The sequence below is a fragment of the Herminiimonas fonticola genome (genome assembly GCF_003293745.1).
Taxonomy (GTDB): Bacteria; Pseudomonadota; Gammaproteobacteria; order Burkholderiales; family Burkholderiaceae_D; genus Oxalicibacterium; species Oxalicibacterium fonticola.
On sequence record NZ_PTLZ01000001.1, the window covers coordinates 1 to 16,847 of the forward strand.

The window sequence follows — 16,847 nt, forward strand, 5'->3', positions numbered from 1 at the left end:
ACCCCCATCACACCCAATTCAGCTCGCTACACTCTGCGTTTCGCTGCTTGTTCTGCGACGGGAGCCGAACTATAGCAAGCACCCAATGCCTTGGCAACCCCTTTTGAGAAAATACTTTAATTCTTTTGAAATTACTTTTTGCGCAGGCCTTAAACGTTCTTGAATTTCGCTGCGCGCTTCTCTACAAACGCACGCATTCCTTCTTTCTGATCTTCTGTTGCGAAGGTGCTATGAAAGAGTCGGCGCTCGAACTGTACGCCTTCAGCCAACGTTGTTTCATAGGCACGATTGATGGATTCCTTGATCATCATGACCATAGGCAGCGACATATTCGCGATGACGGTTGCTGCAGCCAATGCTTCTTCTAGTAACTTGTCCGCAGCAACTACACGCGATACCAAGCCAGCGCGCTCGGCTTCTGCTGCATCCATCATGCGCGCCGTCAAACACATATCCATCGCCTTGGATTTCGACACCGAACGTGGCAAACGTTGCGTGCCGCCAGCGCCAGGAATAATACCCAGCTTGATTTCAGGCTGACCGAACTTCGCCGTATCGGCCGCAATAATGAAGTCGCACATCATCGCGAGTTCGCAGCCGCCGCCCAACGCATAACCAGCTACTGCTGCGATGACCGGCTTGCGCACGCTGCGAATCTGCTCCCAGTTGCGTGTGATGTAATCGCCTTTATATACATCCATATAAGAGTATGTCGCCATTGCACCGATATCAGCGCCAGCCGCGAAGGCTTTCTCGCTACCAGTAATAATCATGCAGCCGATGTCGTCGTCGCCATCGAACGATTGCAGGGCCAAACCCAACTCGTCCATCAACTTGTCGTTGAGCGCATTCAATGCGGCGGGCCGATTGAGAGTGATCAACCCGACCTTGCCGTGAATCTCAACGAGGATATTTTCGTATTGCATGAATAGCTCCTTTAAAACCTACGCGCACTATTAAGAAGACATCATTTCGGCAACAACACCCACATCTCGCCGCGCTGCTTCATGCGGCCAGCTTGTTCACCAGCTTCCGCACCAAAACCCCAGAAGTAATCAGCGCGCACCGGATTCTTGATGGCACTACCGGTATCTTGCGCCATCACGAGGCGACGCAATGGGGTTTTACTCGCCGGCAACGTCGCAACCAAGAAGACTGGCGCGCCCAGCGGTATGAATTGCGGATCGACTGCAATCGAACGCTGCGGCGTTAACGGCACGCCCTGCGCACCTTTTGGACCTACGTTGGGATCTATGACTTTTTCTTCCTTGAAAAAGACATAGCTGGGATTTGCGTTCAGCAATTCCTGCTGGCGCTTGGGATTGGCTTTCAACCATGCCTTGATGCCTTGCGCGGATGCCTGATCCAGCGTCAACTCGCCTTTATCTATTAGATAGCGACCTATCGACTTATATGGATGACCGTTTTGATCTGCATACGCAATCCGCACCTGCTCTTTGCCATCGTCCAATTGCACGCGTCCAGAACCTTGCACCTGCAGGAAAAATGCATCGATAGGATCATCCACCCACACAATTTCTTTACCGATCAACGCATTTGACTGGCCCAGCTCCGCGCGAGAAGGATAGGCGACAACTTTATTGCCCAGCAAACGGCCGCGTACGCGCTGACCTTTCAGCTCGGGGAAAACACTCACCAGGTCGATGGTCAGGATGTCATCGGGCGCACGATGCAGAGGTGTTTGATACTTGCCACCACGTTTGCGCGAACCTTGCAGCAGAGGTTCGTAATAACCGGTTACCGTGCCATAGAAGGAGCCATCCGGATTCGATACGCGATATGGCTGGAAGTAATTTTCAAAGAACTGTCGTACTGCATTTTCATCGTTGCCGTCGAGATTCGCCGCGGCGGCGCATGCAGCTTTCCAGTCCGGACGGCGAATCATCACTGCGCAGGAAGACAAAAATGCAGGCAAGGCCTCGCGCTGATCGTCATTCTTCCATCCCGGCAAAACCGCAAATGTCACCGGACGCAGTGCCGGATTGATCTCGGTCCGCGGCAGACTGGGTAAATCGCCCGACGGAATAGTCGGCTTGCCTGGGGTCACTGGAACCGATGGCTCCACGACGACCGGCTGCTGCGGTGGCCGCACCGTAGAGCATGAAACAAGGGCAAACAGAATGGATGCGAGTAAACTAAGGCGAATAAATGACATGGGAGCAATTGGCAATGTGGCTATTATTTGTTGAAGCGGGAATCGCGTTGTTCTTGTTGATCTTTATCGTATGGTGGACGATGTTCTCGGGGCAGAAGAAACCAACTCAAGCACCGGCGAAAAAATCAACACCACCAAAAGACGACAAGACTGAATAGACCAGAGAATTAATGCAAAGTGCGCGGCAAGGACAAAACAAATTCAGGAATTTTGGCCGCAAACTGCTCGCCATCCTCAGCCACGCAAAAATACTCACCCGTCATTGAACCCTGCGGCGTCGCCATCGACATGCCGCTGGTGTATTCATATTGTTCACCCGGCTGCAACAAAGGCTGATTGCCGACCACGCCCAGACCACGCACTTCTTCAACATGGTTATTGGCATCCGTAATGACCCAATGCCGAGAAATAAGCTGCGCCGCGACCAAGCCGGTATTTTTAATCGTTATTGCGTAAGCGAACACGTAATGCGAATGATCAGGATCAGATTGTTCCTCTAGATATTGCGTGGTGACGCTGACGGTAAATTCGTAGGATGCCATGTGTTTCCTCTAATGCCGCGCATGCTTTGCCGCGTTTTCACTTCAAGATATATATGTATGCGCATGATAGCGCGTACACGCACTCTGTATCACTCACTATATATAGCAGTCGCGAACCGAAGACATGAAAATCGCATTCGTCCGATCATCTTGCGGAACGCAGCCTGAGAGCCACGGGGTAAAATAGCCGCTTCATTTACAAATTTACGACCATGGCCAACTATCGCATCGCTCCCAGCATTCTGTCCGCCGATTTCGCCCGTCTTGGGGAAGAAGTACGCAACGTCGTCACCGCCGGCGCCGATATCATCCACTTCGACGTGATGGATAACCATTACGTTCCAAACCTGACCATAGGCCCCTTGGTATGCGAAGCGATACGCCCACACGTGCAAGTGCCTATCGATGTGCACCTGATGGTCAAGCCTGTGGATCGCATTGTCCCCGATTTCGCCAAGGCTGGCGCCAACATCATCACCTTCCATCCGGAAGCCTCCGATCACGTCGACCGCACGCTACAACTGATACGCGACAACGGTTGCAAAGCCGGTCTGGTCTTCAATCCCGCCACGCCTTTGCATTATCTGGAACACGTGATGGACAAGCTCGACATCATTCTGCTGATGTCGGTCAATCCCGGCTTCGGCGGCCAATCCTTCATTCCGCACACACTGAAAAAAATCGCGTCCGTACGCAAATTGATCGATGAATCCGGCCGCGACATCATGCTGGAAGTCGATGGCGGCATCAAAGTCGACAATATCGCCGAAGCTGCACGCGCTGGCGCAGATACCTTTGTCGCCGGCTCTGCCATTTTCGGCAAGCCAGACTACAAAGCCGTCATCGATGCGATGCGCAGCGAACTGGTGAAGGTCTAAATTTGTCTTCCAGCGTAGTTGAAAATCAAGTGTTGCATGGTATACGCGGTGTCATCGTCGATCTCGATGGCACCATGTTGCATACCGCTCAGGATTTGCACATCACGATCAATCGGATGCGCGCCGACCTGGGTCTGGGACCGCTCACGCTAGAGACTGCGATCAGCTTCGTCGGCAAGGGCGCAGAAAATCTGGTGCGCAAAAGCATAGGCGTGGATTTTTCCGCCAGCGAAGTCGAGTTGCGCTTCAAGGAGGCACTCGCCCTGTTCGAAAAACATTATTTCGACGTCAATGGCGAATTCGCGACCGCTTACCCAGGCGTGCACGAAGGCTTGCAAGCCATGCGGGACCAAGGCTTGCGCATGGCCTGCGTCACCAACAAGCCGATGGCCTTCACCTTGCCGTTGATGGAAAAAACCGGCTTGCGCGATTATTTTGAAATCGTTTACGGCGGCGATTCTTTCGAGAAAAAGAAACCCGATCCTATGCAGTTGCTGCAAGTCTGCAAAGATTTTGGACTGCATCCATCGCAAGTCGTGGCAATCGGCGACTCCATCAACGACTCGCAGGCAGCACGCGCGGCGGGTTGCAAAGTTCTCAATGTGCCTTACGGCTACAACCACGGGCAGGCTATACAAGACGTCGATAGCGATGGTATAGTTTCTACGCTGCTAGACGCGGCACATCTTATTTCACCAACATAAATCATCATGTCTCTCGACAAAAAACGACTCACAACACCAGGCGCGCATGAGGCCTGGCTATGGCGAGGCTGGCAAATCTGGCGCTGAGCGCCACTTGCCGTTGATCGTCCGCACGTTTTGCATTCCCTGCACTCCCGCGCGATCAGCAACGTTTTTTGAACTACTTATTAAAGTACCAAACCGCTCGTCTACAATAGCGGTCCGGAGAGAACCCATGACTGAACTCGAATTCAAATCGCTGGCCACGCAAGGCTATAACCGCATTCCACTGGTCGCCGAAGCATTCGCCGATCTGGAAACACCACTTTCACTCTATCTCAAACTGGCGCAAACCCAGGATGGCGGCAAAAATACCTTTTTGCTGGAGTCCGTCGTCGGTGGCGAACGCTTTGGCCGCTATTCCTTCATAGGCCTGCCTGCCAACACCTTGATGCGCAGCTTCGGCACGCGTGTTGAAGTCGTGCGCAACGGCGCCATCGTGGAAACCTTCGAAGGCAATCCGCTTGAGTTCATCGCGGAGTTCCAGGCGCGCTATAAAGTCGCGATCTTGCCAGGCATGCCACGCTTTTGCGGCGGCCTCGCCGGCTACTTCGGCTACGACACAGTGCGTCATGTAGAAAGCCGGCTCGCGCATAGCACACCAAAAGATGATCTCGGCCTGCCGGAAATCCAGTTGCTGCTGACAGAAGAATTGGCCGTCATCGACAATTTGTCGGGCAAGCTTTATCTGATCGTATATGTCGATCCGACGCAGCCGGATGCGTATTTAAATGGTCGCCAGCGTCTGAAAGATTTGCGCGCCAAATTGCATCGCGCCGTCGAAGCACCGATCACCAGCGCATCGGTACGCACCAACACAATCCGCGAATTCGACAAACAAGATTATCTGGCCGCCGTCGCCAAAGCCAAGGAATACGTGATGGCCGGCGATCTGATGCAAGTGCAAATCGGCCAGCGTATCAAGAAGCCCTATGTCGATGCGCCGCTGACGCTGTATCGCGCATTGCGCTCGCTCAATCCATCGCCGTATATGTATTTCTACAATTTCGGCGATATGCAAATCGTAGGTGCATCGCCGGAAATTCTGGTCCGCAACGAAACCGTGGCAAGCGGTAAAAAGAAAATCACAATACGTCCTTTGGCTGGTACGCGTCCACGTGGCGACACGCCAGAAAAAGACGCAATCCTCGCAAAAGAATTGCTGGCAGATCCAAAAGAAATCGCAGAACACGTGATGCTGATCGATCTCGCGCGCAATGATATTGGTCGCATCGCAGAAATCGGCAGCGTACTCGTCACCGACAAACTGGTGATCGAAAAGTATTCACACGTGCAGCACATTGTCTCGAATGTCGAAGGCACGTTGAAAGACGGCTTGTCGAATCTCGACGTGTTGAAAGCGACTTTCCCGGCTGGCACCTTGTCCGGCGCACCGAAAGTGCGCGCGATGGAAATCATCGACGAACTAGAACCGACCAAACGCGGCATTTACGGCGGCGCATGCGGCTATCTATCCTTTGGCGGCGAAATGGATCTGGCAATCGCGATCCGCACCGGCGTCATCAAGGATGGCATGTTGTACGTGCAGGCCGCAGCGGGCATCGTTGCCGACTCGGTACCCGAGATGGAATGGCAGGAAACTGAAAACAAGGCCCGCGCAGTATTACGCGCAGCGGAACAAGTGCAAGATGGTTTGGATGGGGAGATTTAAATGTTACTGATGATCGATAACTACGACTCCTTTACCTACAACCTGGTGCAGTATTTCGGTGAACTCGGTGAAGAAGTCGTCACCGTGCGCAATGATGAAATCACGCTGGAACAAATCGCAGCGTTGAAACCGGAACGCATCTGCATTTCGCCCGGCCCTTGCACACCGCACGAAGCTGGCGTATCAATACCTGTATTGCAGCAATTTGCAGGCAAGCTACCCATCCTCGGCGTGTGCCTCGGTCATCAGGCGATAGGTGCAGCCTTCGGCGGCAAAGTCGTGCGCGCGCAGCAAGTCATGCATGGCAAGACTTCGCAGATTACGCATACCGGCATCGGCGTGTTCAAGGATTTGCCTAGCCCGTACACAATCACTCGTTACCACTCGCTGGCGATCGAACGTTCTTCATTGCCGGCTTGCCTGGAGGTGACGGCATGGACAGACGATGGCGAGATCATGGGCGTGCGTCACAAGGACTTTGATATCCAAGGTGTGCAATTCCATCCTGAATCCATCCTGTCCGAACACGGCCACGCACTGTTGAAAAACTTCCTCGTCCGCTAAATGGATAATGCTGGTCGCCATTTGAATACAGAAAGTCTCGTCATGCCGATTACTGATCAAGAAGCCCTTATGCGCTGCATCGATCATCGTGAAATTTTCCACGATGAGATGCTGCACCTGTTCCGCAAAATCATGCGCGGCGAAATGTCGCCTGTGATGATTGCGGCGCTGACGATGGGCTTGCGTGTGAAGAAAGAAAGCATAGGCGAGATCGCTGCCGCCGCGCAGGTCATGCGTGAATTTTCCACCAAAGTACCATTGGCCGACACCACCAATCTGCTCGACATCGTCGGCACGGGTGGCGATGGCGCTAACACCTTCAATATTTCTACCGCATCGATGTTTGTTGCCGCAGCTGCAGGTGCGCGCATTGCCAAGCACGGCGGTCGTAGCGTGTCGTCCTCGTCAGGTAGTGCCGATGTACTGGAATCGCTGGGCGCAAACATCAATCTGAAGCCGGAGCTGGTCGCTGAATCGATAGCGCAAACCGGCATAGGCTTCATGTTCGCGCCGAATCACCACGCTGCGATGAAACATGCTGCACCGGTGCGCAAGGAACTCGGCGTACGCACGATCTTCAATATTCTCGGGCCTTTAACCAATCCCGCTGGTGCGCCGAATATCTTGATGGGCGTCTTCCATCCTGACCTGGTTGGCATTCAAGTCCGCGTACTGCAGCGCCTGGGGGCACAGCATGCAATCGTGGTCTGGGGTCGCGATAATATGGACGAAGTATCGCTGGGTGCAGCAACCCTAGTTGGCGAATTGATCAACGGCGAAATCCGCGAGTATGAAATCCATCCGGAAGATTTCGGCTTGCAGATGATTGCCAGTCGTAATCTGAAAGTTGCCGATTCGCTGGAATCGAAAGTGAAAATTTTTGAAGCGCTGGATAACGTCAATGGCGCCGCACGCGATATCGTCGCATTGAACGCAGGCACCGCATTGTACGCAGCCGGCGTCGCCAGTTCTATCGCGGATGGATTGAAACAAGCACGCGAAGCGATTGCTTCGGGTGCGGCACGTGCCAAGCTGGAACAATTTGTTAAGGTCACGCAAGCGCTAGGCAAAGCCTGACGCGATCGCATGCTTGCGAAATTGCGCGCATTATCTGCACCACTATTTGAGTTGAATCGCCATGTCCGACATTCTGAATAAAATCCTGGCCGTCAAAGCCGACGAAGTCGCTGCCGCGAAAAAATATCGCAGCCTGGCAAGTTTGCGTAGCGAGGTCGAAACAGATAAAGAAGCGCGCGCAGCCATACGCGGTTTTGAGAATTCACTGCGTCAGAAAATTGCTGGCGGTAATGCGGGCATCATTGCCGAAATCAAAAAAGCCTCGCCATCGAAAGGCGTGATTCGTCCTGATTTCCATCCTGCGGAAATCGCTATCAGCTATGAACAATATGGCGCGGCTTGCTTGTCGGTGCTGACGGATGTGCAATTTTTCCAGGGCGCGCCCGATTATTTGAAACAGGCGCGTGCTGCGTGTGCCTTGCCGGTATTGCGCAAGGATTTCATCATCGATCCATATCAACTTTATGAAGCGCGCTCATGGGCTGCAGATTGCATTCTGTTGATCGTTGCGGGCCTGGATCACGGTTTGATGGCAGAACTGGAAGCATGCGCGCATGAGCTCGGCATGAACGTGCTGGTGGAAGTGCACAACGCGGAAGAACTCACCGCGGCTCTGCGTTTGAAAACTACTTTGCTGGGTGTGAACAATCGCAATTTGCGTACGTTTGAAACATCCTTGCAAACCACACTGGATTTATTGCCGCGCATTTCGCCAGACAAGCTGGTGATTACCGAATCCGCGATCGTTACGCCGGATGATGTGAAAAAAATGCGCGATGCCGATGTACACGCATTCCTGGTCGGCGAAGCATTCATGCGCGCACCTGAACCAGGTGTGGAACTGAGTCGCCTCTTCAACTAAAACATAAAGCTGCGGTAGCGAGCGCTATCGCAGCTTCAATGTCTATTCTGTTTTTTCAAACAGCCCTTATTTAAGCCATGCATCGCGCAGTCGAACTGCGGCAGTCGGCTTCGCTTCAGCCGTCAGCGTCACGTTAGGAGCATCGGATACCTGCACTTTCGCCTTCAGATTCAATAATTCATCGCGACGGAATACGTGCAGGGCTATCGCATCGCCGACGCGATAACGACCAAGCACGCCATCCAGATTCGTTCCTGTCACACGCAAGCCATCAATCGCGACCAACACATCGCCAGCCGACACACCGGCTTTGTGTGCGGTGCCACTCTCATACACGTTCGCCACCTTGCAATCGTTACCATCCCGCACAGTGCGCCAACCCAAACCCGGCTTGCCATTTTTGCGCTCATCGGCAAACGCGATGCCGAATGGCGTCAGCAATTTCGACAGAGGTAAGTCGTCCGTGCCGCGTACCCAGCGATCCAGCACGCGCTTCAACTTCAACCCGGTAACGCTATCGAACAAATCATCGACTTCGTTTTCCGTCACACCGCGTCCTTCTGAGCCGCCCTGATAAAAATCTCGACCATATTGCTGCCACAAGGCGAGCATTACATCGTCCAGCGATTTCTTGCCCTTGGTTTCCGCGCGTATCGTCAGATCGAGCGCAAGGCCGACCAGCGAACCTTTGGTGTAATAGCTGACGATGGAATTGGTCGCGCTTTCATCCTGTCTATAATATTTGCTCCACGCGTCGAAGCTGGATTCGGCCACGCTTTGTTTGTGGCGACCGCTGCCGCGCAAGACGCTGTTAACGGTTTTAGCAACCAGCTTCAGATAAGCCGACTCGTCGATCACACCGCTACGCACCAGCATCAGATCGTCGTAATAACTGGTGAAGCCTTCAAACAACCACAGCAGTGGCGTGTAATTTTCGGTCGCCAGATCATACGGAACAAACGCAGCAGGCTTGATGCGCTTGACGTTCCACGTATGGAAATATTCATGGCTGCACAAACCAAGAAAGGTGCGATAACCATCACTCATTTCCTGCTGTCCTTTGACCGGAAGGTCGGCACGCGAGCAAATCAGTGCGGTTGATGCGCGATGTTCGAGACCGCCGTAGCCATCACCTACTACCATCGTCATGAAAACATAGCGATCTACCGGCGCGCGTTTGCTCTTGGGTTCAAAGAATGCAATTTGCGTTTCGCATATTTTTTTCAAATCCGCCGTCAGACGTGGCAAATCGAAATTCGGCACCTTGCCTGTAAACACCACGTCATGTTGCACGCCATGCGCCTTGAACGTCGCCAAGGCAAAGGTTCCCAGCTCAACTGGATGATCGATCAGCTCATCGTAATTCGATGCGATGTAAGTGCCGAAGCCATACCGTTTGGCGTCTAATTGCCGCATCGCGGTGGCGACTCGCCATTTCTCATGGTCCTCGCCTTGCGGTTTTTGAATATCGACGATGTGTACACTTTCCTCACGATCCTGTACGCGTAGAAAAACGCTGGTGCCATTGAAAAAGCCATGCGTCTGATCCAGATGCGCAGTGCGCACCGACAAATCCCATGCATACACTTCGTAACTTACCGTCAATGGTCCGATGCATTCATCCGCGATCCAAGTGTGTTTATCGAGCTTGCTCAGCCCGACTTTTTTACCGTCGGATTCAGCGCTGATTTGCACGATGTTTTTGGCAAATTCGCGAATCATGTAACTGCCAGGTATCCACGCCGGCAAAGAGAAGCATTGGCCAATTTCATCTGGTTGATTGACCGTCACTGTGACTGTATACAGATGTGCTGCCAGATCCTTGGGAATGATGGTGTAGTAAATTGCGTTGTTCATGCTCTGCCGTGGAAGGAATGCGATAGCGCTAGTTTAGCTGCATACGTCCGCACGCGCATACATGCGGCTTGTGATCGCAAGCAAAACTCACCAACTGGACACACAAATAAAAACGGCCACGCAAGCGTGACCGTTCAAATCATCGAGAAGATCGTATTACCTGGTTGATGAAAGTTTGGCTTCCAGTGCCTTGGCATCGATCGCACCCGGGATACGCGAGCCATCGGCGAAGATGATAGTCGGCGTACCGGTTACTCTCATGCTGCGCCCGAGTGCCAATACTTTTTCGTGCGGCGCAACGCAATTGTCAGATGCAATAGCAGGATTTTTACCGTTCAACATCCATTCGTCCCAGGCTTTGTTGCGGTTCGCAGAACACCAGATGTTGCGCGAACGAGTAATCGAATCCGGCGACAGAATGTTGTACATGAAAGTGTAGACAGTAATATCGTTGATTTCTTCCAGCGTCTTGCGGAATTGTTTGCAATAGCCGCAATTCGGATCTTCAAACACGGCAATCACGCGCTTGCCATTGCCCTTGACCTGTTTCATCGCAGCTTCCAGCGGCAAATCGCTGAACGCGACCTTGTTGATTGCATCCAGGCGCGCCTTGGTGTAATCCTGATAAGTTTTGGTATCCACCACGCGACCGACGAATAAATACTGCGCCTTCGCATCGGTATAAATAATGTCGTCGTTCACTTGCACTTCAAACAAGCCGGAATACGGCGTTTTAGTCACAGACATTACTTTTGCTTCATCACCGAGCCGTGGCTCAATCGCTTTCCTTACAGCCGCTTCTTGCGCCGTTTCCGCAAATGCAGAAGCAAAAGTCAAACCCAGCAATACTGCAAACGCAGTCTTGATCATTTTCATTGTTAATTTCCGATTAAATTTTTGAGCAGAAGTTGATTCAACCTGCCAACAAAATACTGCGCGCTCTTATTACTGATTCTTGCTGCCCATCGCATGACCGATCAAACGCCTTTTTAAGACCGGCAACTTGTTCACCAAGTTCAATCCCAAATTGCGGGCTATGCGCAAAGGTTCGAATGCCGTGCCAAACAAGCGTGCCAAACCATCGGTCGCAAATTGCATCAGCAGTATATCTTCCTTGCGCGAACGCGCGTAACGCGCCAGCACGCGTGCGTCGCCGCAATCGCGATGCTCTTCGCGCTCAACGACTGCTTTGATCAAACCGGCAACATCGGCAAAGCCCAGATTCATTCCATGTCCAGCCAGCGGATGCACCACATGCGCGGCATCGCCGATCAAGGCGACGCGTGCTGCTGTAATCGCGTGCGGGCGTATCAAGGACAAGGGAAATGATTTCACTACTTCCGGCTGCAAAGGCGTCAGTGTGCCGAGTTCAGTAGCGGCCAAGGCACTCAGGCGTGCGGCCAGTTGCGTTAGCGATTCCTGCGACAGAGTATCGGCCAAGGCATCCGGCGCCGACCATACCAGCGACACTTGATTGCCAGGCAAAGGCAGCAAGGCGATGACGCCTTCCGCTACCGAGAACCATTGATGTGCAGCGCCGTGATGCGGTTTTTCGCATGCGAAATTACTGACAATCGCGCGCTGGCCATAAGGACGGTAATCGAAATCGATATTACATTGCGAGCGCACCCAGGATTGCCCGCCATCCGCACCAATCACCAACTCGGCGCTTAGCGTGTCGCCGTTTTCCAACTGCACGCTAGCAGCCTGATCGCTTATTTTCAAATCGACTGCGCGACCATTGACGGCTCTTACGTTTGACGCAAACTTCAGTGCAGCATCCAGTGCCTGATTCAAATTACGGTCTTCCACGATCCAGGCCAAAGTGCCGACGCGCGCACCATATGCATCAAATGCCAATTCACCGGCAGCATCGCCATTCACCATCATGGAATCGACAGGTGCGATACGCCCAGTATCCAGCGCCTCCCATACTTTTACAGAGGACAATAAATTATGCGCGACATGATTGACGGCATAGACCCGCACATCCCAGGCTTCCGCGACAGAAGTTGGTGGCTGCGCTGCTTTATTGGAGGATGCGGAAAGCGGGCTGAGTGGACTAAGTAAGGCAACTTTCAATCCCGCTTGCGCAAACCCAAGCGCAGCCACTTTGCCAATGGCACCATCGCCGATAATACAAACGTCGCTTTGTATATGCATAAAGCCGAACCTGTGAAAAAGAAGATAAAACACTGCAAGAACTTGCTTGAGTGAGAACATTATAGCGGCTGCGATCAATTCAAATTGAATGTAGTGCTTGCATATTCCAATAGTTTTGCTATACTTGCGCGCCTTGGCCTGGTAGCTCAGTCGGTAGAGCAGAGGATTGAAAATCCTTGTGTCGGTGGTTCGATTCCGCCCCGGGCCACCAAATTCAATGCGGGTTAGCAGCTGGTCTGCCAACCCGCATTTCTACATCTGAACACCTCCCGCAAAATCTGTCACATTCGTGCATTCACAAGCGTCATCATTTTTTGCGCGTCAAATTATTCTCTCTTTCTTCGTATTCCATTCATCGTCCAGCATCCAAGAAATCAAGTAATCAACAAGACATCATTTTGACTTAGTATGATCGATACAGGATTGTTGCAGCCATCCTGTATCGTGCCGATACGGCACCATGTATGGCCTTTTTTGGAGGTTATGATGGGATTACTCGATCAACTGGCAGGACAGGTAATGGGTTCTCTGGGCGCGCAAAAACAGGATCCGGTCGCACAAGGTGATTTGCTGGGCGGTGTAATGGGCCTGATCAATAATGCCGGCGGCCTTCCAGCACTTTTGCAGCAACTGCAGGGCGGCGGATTGGGCGACCAGGTTGCATCCTGGATAGGCACAGGGGAAAATCAGGCAGTCTCGGGGGATCAGATCATGGATGCCCTGGGCGCAGACAATATCCAGCAAATTGCGCAACAGGCCGGCGTGGAACCTGAACATGCATCAGTCGGCCTGGCCCAGCTTCTGCCGCAAATTATCGACCAGCTCACACCAAATGGACAGGTTCCGCAAAATGAGTTGTTACAGCAAGGACTAAGCATGTTGAAAGGCAAATTCTTTGCTTAGGGTTGTTGCCGGAAGAAGCTAGGTTTTACGGGCGTCTTCCGACAAGGTTGATGCAATGGATGTCAACTGAACGGAGTCTCTGGTCGTTGTAATTACGGCAGTACGGTAGTAGTGGTATCAATACTTAAAAAAGTGTTTTTCAATTACCCATTCTTGAGAGGTTCCAATGAACAAACTTTTAACACTTCTTGTTTCCAGCGCCTTTGCTACCTGTGCCTTTGCTGCAGATCCTGCGCCGGCCAAAACGCCAAGCCCGGCACAACAGGCTCAGCAAGAAAAAATGGCCCACTGCAATAAAGACGCTACAGGCAAAAAAGGCGATGAGCGTAAAGCATTCATGAAATCATGCCTGAGTGGTGATGACGCCAAAGTAAGCCCGGCACAACAGGCTCAACGCGACAAAATGAAGGCTTGCAATAACGACGCTACAGCGATGAAGGGCGATGAACGCAAAAAGTTCATGAAAACCTGCCTGTCCAAAAAATAAGTAAACACACTTCCGGCTTTTACTTCAGCTAAAGCCATTAAAAAAACGGACAAGGCATATTGGGTGCCTTGTCCGTTTTTATTGATTCAGTAGCTACGCGCTACCAGCGGTCATTCATATAAAACAAACGTGTGCAAACACGTTATTGCGTCATGAGACGTCATTCAAGCGAAATTCAGATTTAAAGCAAACTCCAGCCAAACAGTATCTCCATAAGCGATAAACCTCCCAAAATAAGCAGTGGGACGCCGATCGAAAACGCCAACAGCGTCAGGATGTCAAACTCAGCCTCTCTTAAATCATCTTTGGAATGTTTGAAATGCGGGAGATGCCAGGAATCAAAGAGATGTACTTTCATGATTGCCTCCGGTCAGTTCCAACCTTCTCGGTTCTTGCACTTTCAGTATAGAAAGTATCCCGCAACAATCAATGCATTTTAAATAACTCTGTGACGTGCTTGATATTCATATGGAAGCTCGCAACTCATCAGAAAAAATCGCGTAGCGCAGACTCGCTGACCAACCACCGATCAAATCAGGCCGGCTATAGAACTAAAAATGGAAGCTGACGTGAGATATTTTGTTGAATCCAGCAATTTGCGGGAGTACATTTAATCGGCCACAGTTGTCAGAAAAAGACTGACATGAGGCAAAAAAACCATAAACAACAGGTATTCCGCCTCGGATTTTGTGAAATATTGTCACATCAGAACGGTTGAAGACCCAGCATGAGAATACTTTGTTAAATTAGAGAAACAAAATACAACTTGCTCCTGAAGCGCCAAAAATATGCGAATTGCCGTACTCGATGATGACCGTAGCCAGACCGATTTAGTCTGTCAGGTTCTCAATGCTGCTGGTCACTTCTCCCACCCGTTTCAAAGTGGCAAAGAATTGTTGAATCAACTGCGTCGAGAAAGTTTCGACATGCTGATTATTGACTGGCAGGTACCAGACCTTAGTGGTGCCGATGTGTTGCGCTGGGCGCGCGAAAAGCTGCCAGCCAATTTGCCGGTCCTGTTCATGACCAGCCGCTCTGGCGAAGACGACATCGTGGCTGGTTTGGCCGCAGGCGCCGACGACTATATGATCAAGCCGATTCGCCGTGGCGAATTGCTGGCACGCGTGCAAGCCTTGCTGCGCCGCGCCTATCCAAGTCAGAATCCGATCGAGCAGATCCAGTTCGGCAATTTTATATTTGAAGCACGTACCGGACGCTTGACCGTGTCGGGTACACCGGTTGAAGTAACGCAAAAAGAATTTGATCTGGCTTTGCTGTTCTTCCGCAATCTGGGACGTCCGTTGTCGCGCGCCTACATTTTGGAAGCGGTATGGGCCAGGGATGTAGAAATTCCATCGCGAACCATGGACACTCATGTATCCAGAGTCCGGAGCAAGCTACAATTGCGTCCAGAACATGGTTTTCGACTGGCTCCGGTTTATAGCTACGGCTATCGCCTGGAACAAATGACTGGTTAAGCTAGCGCACAAGGTTTGCGCGGAGAGATGACATGCGCATTCCCCTTCAAAAATTGATGCTGGTCGCTGCGCTGACAATAGGATCGTTCCTGTTCGTCAGTGTGCCCGTTGCCGCTCAAACGCCGGGCAGCATCAAGGTCAATGTATCCGGCATCACCTATTACGCGCAATCAGGCGATACCCTGATCTCCATCGCACAGCGTCTGACGAGTAAAAGCGGCAACTGGGTCGCAATTGGCCAAGCCAACAAAATCAATAAAGATAGCAATATCCCTATCGGCACCGCGATCCTCATCCCTGCCGAATTGTTACCCGACGAACCTAGCGAAGCCATCGTGACTGCACGTAACGGCTCCATCACCGCAACTGCGGCAGATGGCAGTTCGACTATCCTGAACATCGGCAGCCGCATCACCGAAGGCATGCGCATCACGACAGAAGCCAACAGCTTCCTGACCATTTCGCTAATCGATGAATCACGCGTTTCTGTGCCGTCCAATAGCAGCGTACTGATAACCAAACTGCGCAAATCCTTGTACACCGCCAGCCCGCGCACCGAAGTCAAATTGATGCGTGGCCGTGTCGTGTCACGCGTGTCGCCACTGGATGTCAATCGAGGGCGCTTCGAAGTCCATACGCCATTGTCAGTTGCCGGTGTACGTGGCACATATTTCCGCGTCAGCATTAACAATCAAAAAGTCACGACTGAAGTCCTGGAAGGCCGCGTCGCAGTAGGCTCACTACAAGCACCGGAAACACGCATGCTGCCGCTGGCCAAAGGCAATCTCATCACGCGCGATGTCATTGGGCCGGCAATCGATTTGCTGCCGCCGCCACAATTGACCGGCACACCATATCGACAAGATGAAGCTGTGAAATTCAACATAGAACCAATCACCGACGCGCGCGCCTACCACGTGCAAATCGCACAGGATGGCGAACTTCTGAACCTGCTGGCGGAAGCCAACAGCAATACCAATGAAGTCGTGATCAACAATATTCAGGAAGGCAATTATTTTGTGCGAATTGCCGCGATCGATAAATTCGGCCTGGAAGGCATGCCACGCACCATGGCTGCCAACATCAGAAATCGCGAATCTTTCCAGGCACTGCCGACGCAGGCGGCACCGTCAGTCGTCGATGGCGACTTCAAGGAATTGGTATTGCGCTGGCCGGGCTCCGCCAACCAAAAGTACAACGTGCAAGTTGCGCGCGATATGGAATTCAGCTGGCTGCTCTTTACCACCAGCGTTACCGGCAATGAAATCAAACTTCCTCGTCCGTCGTTCGGCACTTACTTCGCCCGCGTGCAAAGCGTCAATGCGAATGGCAGCAGCAATCCGTTCTCGTTTGCACAAACCCTGATTGTGACGGATCAATGGATCATCAATGACGGACATCCTTTGCGTCCGAAAGAAATCTCGCGCAGTACACCCCGCTAAGCT

The 16,847-nt window shown here is 52.0% G+C and carries 18 protein-coding genes and 1 tRNA gene; 12 read left to right on the top strand and 7 right to left on the bottom strand.

Features of this window, described 5'->3' with window-relative positions; all coding sequences use genetic code 11:
• Positions 1-149 precede the first annotated feature (149 nt).
• Together Hfont_RS00005 and mltA are read right to left on the bottom strand one after the other, a co-directional pair.
• Positions 150-926, bottom strand: coding sequence for an enoyl-CoA hydratase (locus Hfont_RS00005; RefSeq protein ID WP_112990224.1), 777 nt, complete (start codon positions 924-926; stop codon positions 150-152).
• 41 nt (positions 927-967) lie between these two features.
• Positions 968-2,176 carry a murein transglycosylase A gene (gene mltA, locus Hfont_RS00010; RefSeq protein ID WP_112990225.1) on the bottom strand — a complete coding sequence of 403 codons (1,209 nt, stop codon included), beginning with the start codon at positions 2,174-2,176 and terminating at the stop codon, positions 968-970.
• On the opposite strand from mltA, the gene Hfont_RS15010 reads away from it, so the two are divergent.
• Positions 2,170-2,334 carry a hypothetical protein gene (locus tag Hfont_RS15010; RefSeq protein WP_162845845.1) on the top strand — a complete coding sequence of 55 codons (165 nt, stop codon included), beginning with the start codon at positions 2,170-2,172 and terminating at the stop codon, positions 2,332-2,334. The genes mltA and Hfont_RS15010 overlap by 7 nt on opposite strands.
• Positions 2,335-2,343: 9 nt before the next feature.
• Here the strand turns inward: Hfont_RS15010 and apaG are convergent, their stop codons facing one another.
• Positions 2,344-2,718, bottom strand: coding sequence for a Co2+/Mg2+ efflux protein ApaG (gene apaG / locus Hfont_RS00015; protein WP_112990226.1), 375 nt, complete (start codon positions 2,716-2,718; stop codon positions 2,344-2,346).
• A 212-nt stretch (positions 2,719-2,930) separates the two neighbouring features.
• Between apaG and rpe the strand changes: the two genes are divergently transcribed.
• From rpe to trpC, 6 genes are all read left to right on the top strand, one after another.
• A complete protein-coding gene (gene rpe / locus Hfont_RS00020; protein WP_112990227.1) occupies positions 2,931-3,596 on the top strand; it encodes a ribulose-phosphate 3-epimerase in 666 nt (221 codons plus the stop codon).
• 74 nt (positions 3,597-3,670) lie between these two features.
• Positions 3,671-4,300, top strand: a complete 630-nt coding sequence (gene gph, locus Hfont_RS00025) for a phosphoglycolate phosphatase (protein WP_241523031.1) — start codon at positions 3,671-3,673, stop codon at positions 4,298-4,300.
• 214 nt (positions 4,301-4,514) lie between these two features.
• A complete protein-coding gene (gene trpE, locus Hfont_RS00030) occupies positions 4,515-6,011 on the top strand; it encodes an anthranilate synthase component I (protein ID WP_112990228.1) in 1,497 nt (498 codons plus the stop codon).
• Positions 6,012-6,575, top strand: a complete 564-nt coding sequence (locus Hfont_RS00035; RefSeq protein WP_112990229.1) for an aminodeoxychorismate/anthranilate synthase component II — start codon at positions 6,012-6,014, stop codon at positions 6,573-6,575. It abuts the gene before it with no gap.
• Between the two features lie 42 nt (positions 6,576-6,617).
• Positions 6,618-7,652: an anthranilate phosphoribosyltransferase gene (trpD, locus tag Hfont_RS00040; RefSeq protein WP_112991610.1), complete on the top strand. Its 1,035-nt coding sequence runs from the start codon at positions 6,618-6,620 to the stop codon at positions 7,650-7,652.
• Positions 7,653-7,713: 61 nt separating this feature from the next.
• On the top strand, positions 7,714-8,514 hold the full coding sequence (gene trpC / locus Hfont_RS00045) for an indole-3-glycerol phosphate synthase TrpC (protein ID WP_112990230.1): 801 nt from the start codon (positions 7,714-7,716) through the stop codon (positions 8,512-8,514).
• A 66-nt stretch (positions 8,515-8,580) separates the two neighbouring features.
• Here the strand turns inward: trpC and Hfont_RS00050 are convergent, their stop codons facing one another.
• The 3 genes from Hfont_RS00050 to Hfont_RS00060 form a co-directional block, all read right to left on the bottom strand.
• Positions 8,581-10,371: a M61 family metallopeptidase gene (locus Hfont_RS00050; protein WP_112990231.1), complete on the bottom strand. Its 1,791-nt coding sequence runs from the start codon at positions 10,369-10,371 to the stop codon at positions 8,581-8,583.
• Positions 10,372-10,527: 156 nt separating this feature from the next.
• Entirely contained in the window at positions 10,528-11,247 is a 720-nt protein-coding gene (locus tag Hfont_RS00055) for a DsbC family protein (protein ID WP_112990232.1), read from the bottom strand.
• A gap of 69 nt (positions 11,248-11,316) precedes the next feature.
• Complete coding sequence (locus Hfont_RS00060) at positions 11,317-12,534, bottom strand: FAD-dependent monooxygenase (RefSeq protein ID WP_162845846.1); 1,218 nt, start codon at positions 12,532-12,534, stop codon at positions 11,317-11,319.
• A 135-nt stretch (positions 12,535-12,669) separates the two neighbouring features.
• Here Hfont_RS00060 and Hfont_RS00065 point away from each other — a divergent pair.
• From Hfont_RS00065 to Hfont_RS00075, 3 genes are all read left to right on the top strand, one after another.
• Positions 12,670-12,745, top strand: a tRNA-Phe gene (locus Hfont_RS00065).
• A gap of 272 nt (positions 12,746-13,017) precedes the next feature.
• On the top strand, positions 13,018-13,437 hold the full coding sequence (locus Hfont_RS00070) for a YidB family protein (protein ID WP_241522965.1): 420 nt from the start codon (positions 13,018-13,020) through the stop codon (positions 13,435-13,437).
• A gap of 166 nt (positions 13,438-13,603) precedes the next feature.
• Positions 13,604-13,924: a PsiF family protein gene (locus tag Hfont_RS00075; RefSeq protein ID WP_112990234.1), complete on the top strand. Its 321-nt coding sequence runs from the start codon at positions 13,604-13,606 to the stop codon at positions 13,922-13,924.
• A gap of 181 nt (positions 13,925-14,105) precedes the next feature.
• Here Hfont_RS00075 and Hfont_RS15015 read toward each other — a convergent pair whose 3' ends face one another.
• Entirely contained in the window at positions 14,106-14,282 is a 177-nt protein-coding gene (locus Hfont_RS15015) for a hypothetical protein (RefSeq protein WP_162845847.1), read from the bottom strand.
• A gap of 430 nt (positions 14,283-14,712) precedes the next feature.
• On the opposite strand from Hfont_RS15015, the gene Hfont_RS00080 reads away from it, so the two are divergent.
• Both Hfont_RS00080 and Hfont_RS00085 read left to right on the top strand, forming a co-directional pair.
• On the top strand, positions 14,713-15,402 hold the full coding sequence (locus Hfont_RS00080; RefSeq protein WP_112990235.1) for a response regulator transcription factor: 690 nt from the start codon (positions 14,713-14,715) through the stop codon (positions 15,400-15,402).
• 32 nt (positions 15,403-15,434) lie between these two features.
• Entirely contained in the window at positions 15,435-16,844 is a 1,410-nt protein-coding gene (locus Hfont_RS00085; protein ID WP_112990236.1) for a FecR family protein, read from the top strand.
• Positions 16,845-16,847: the final 3 nt, after the last annotated feature.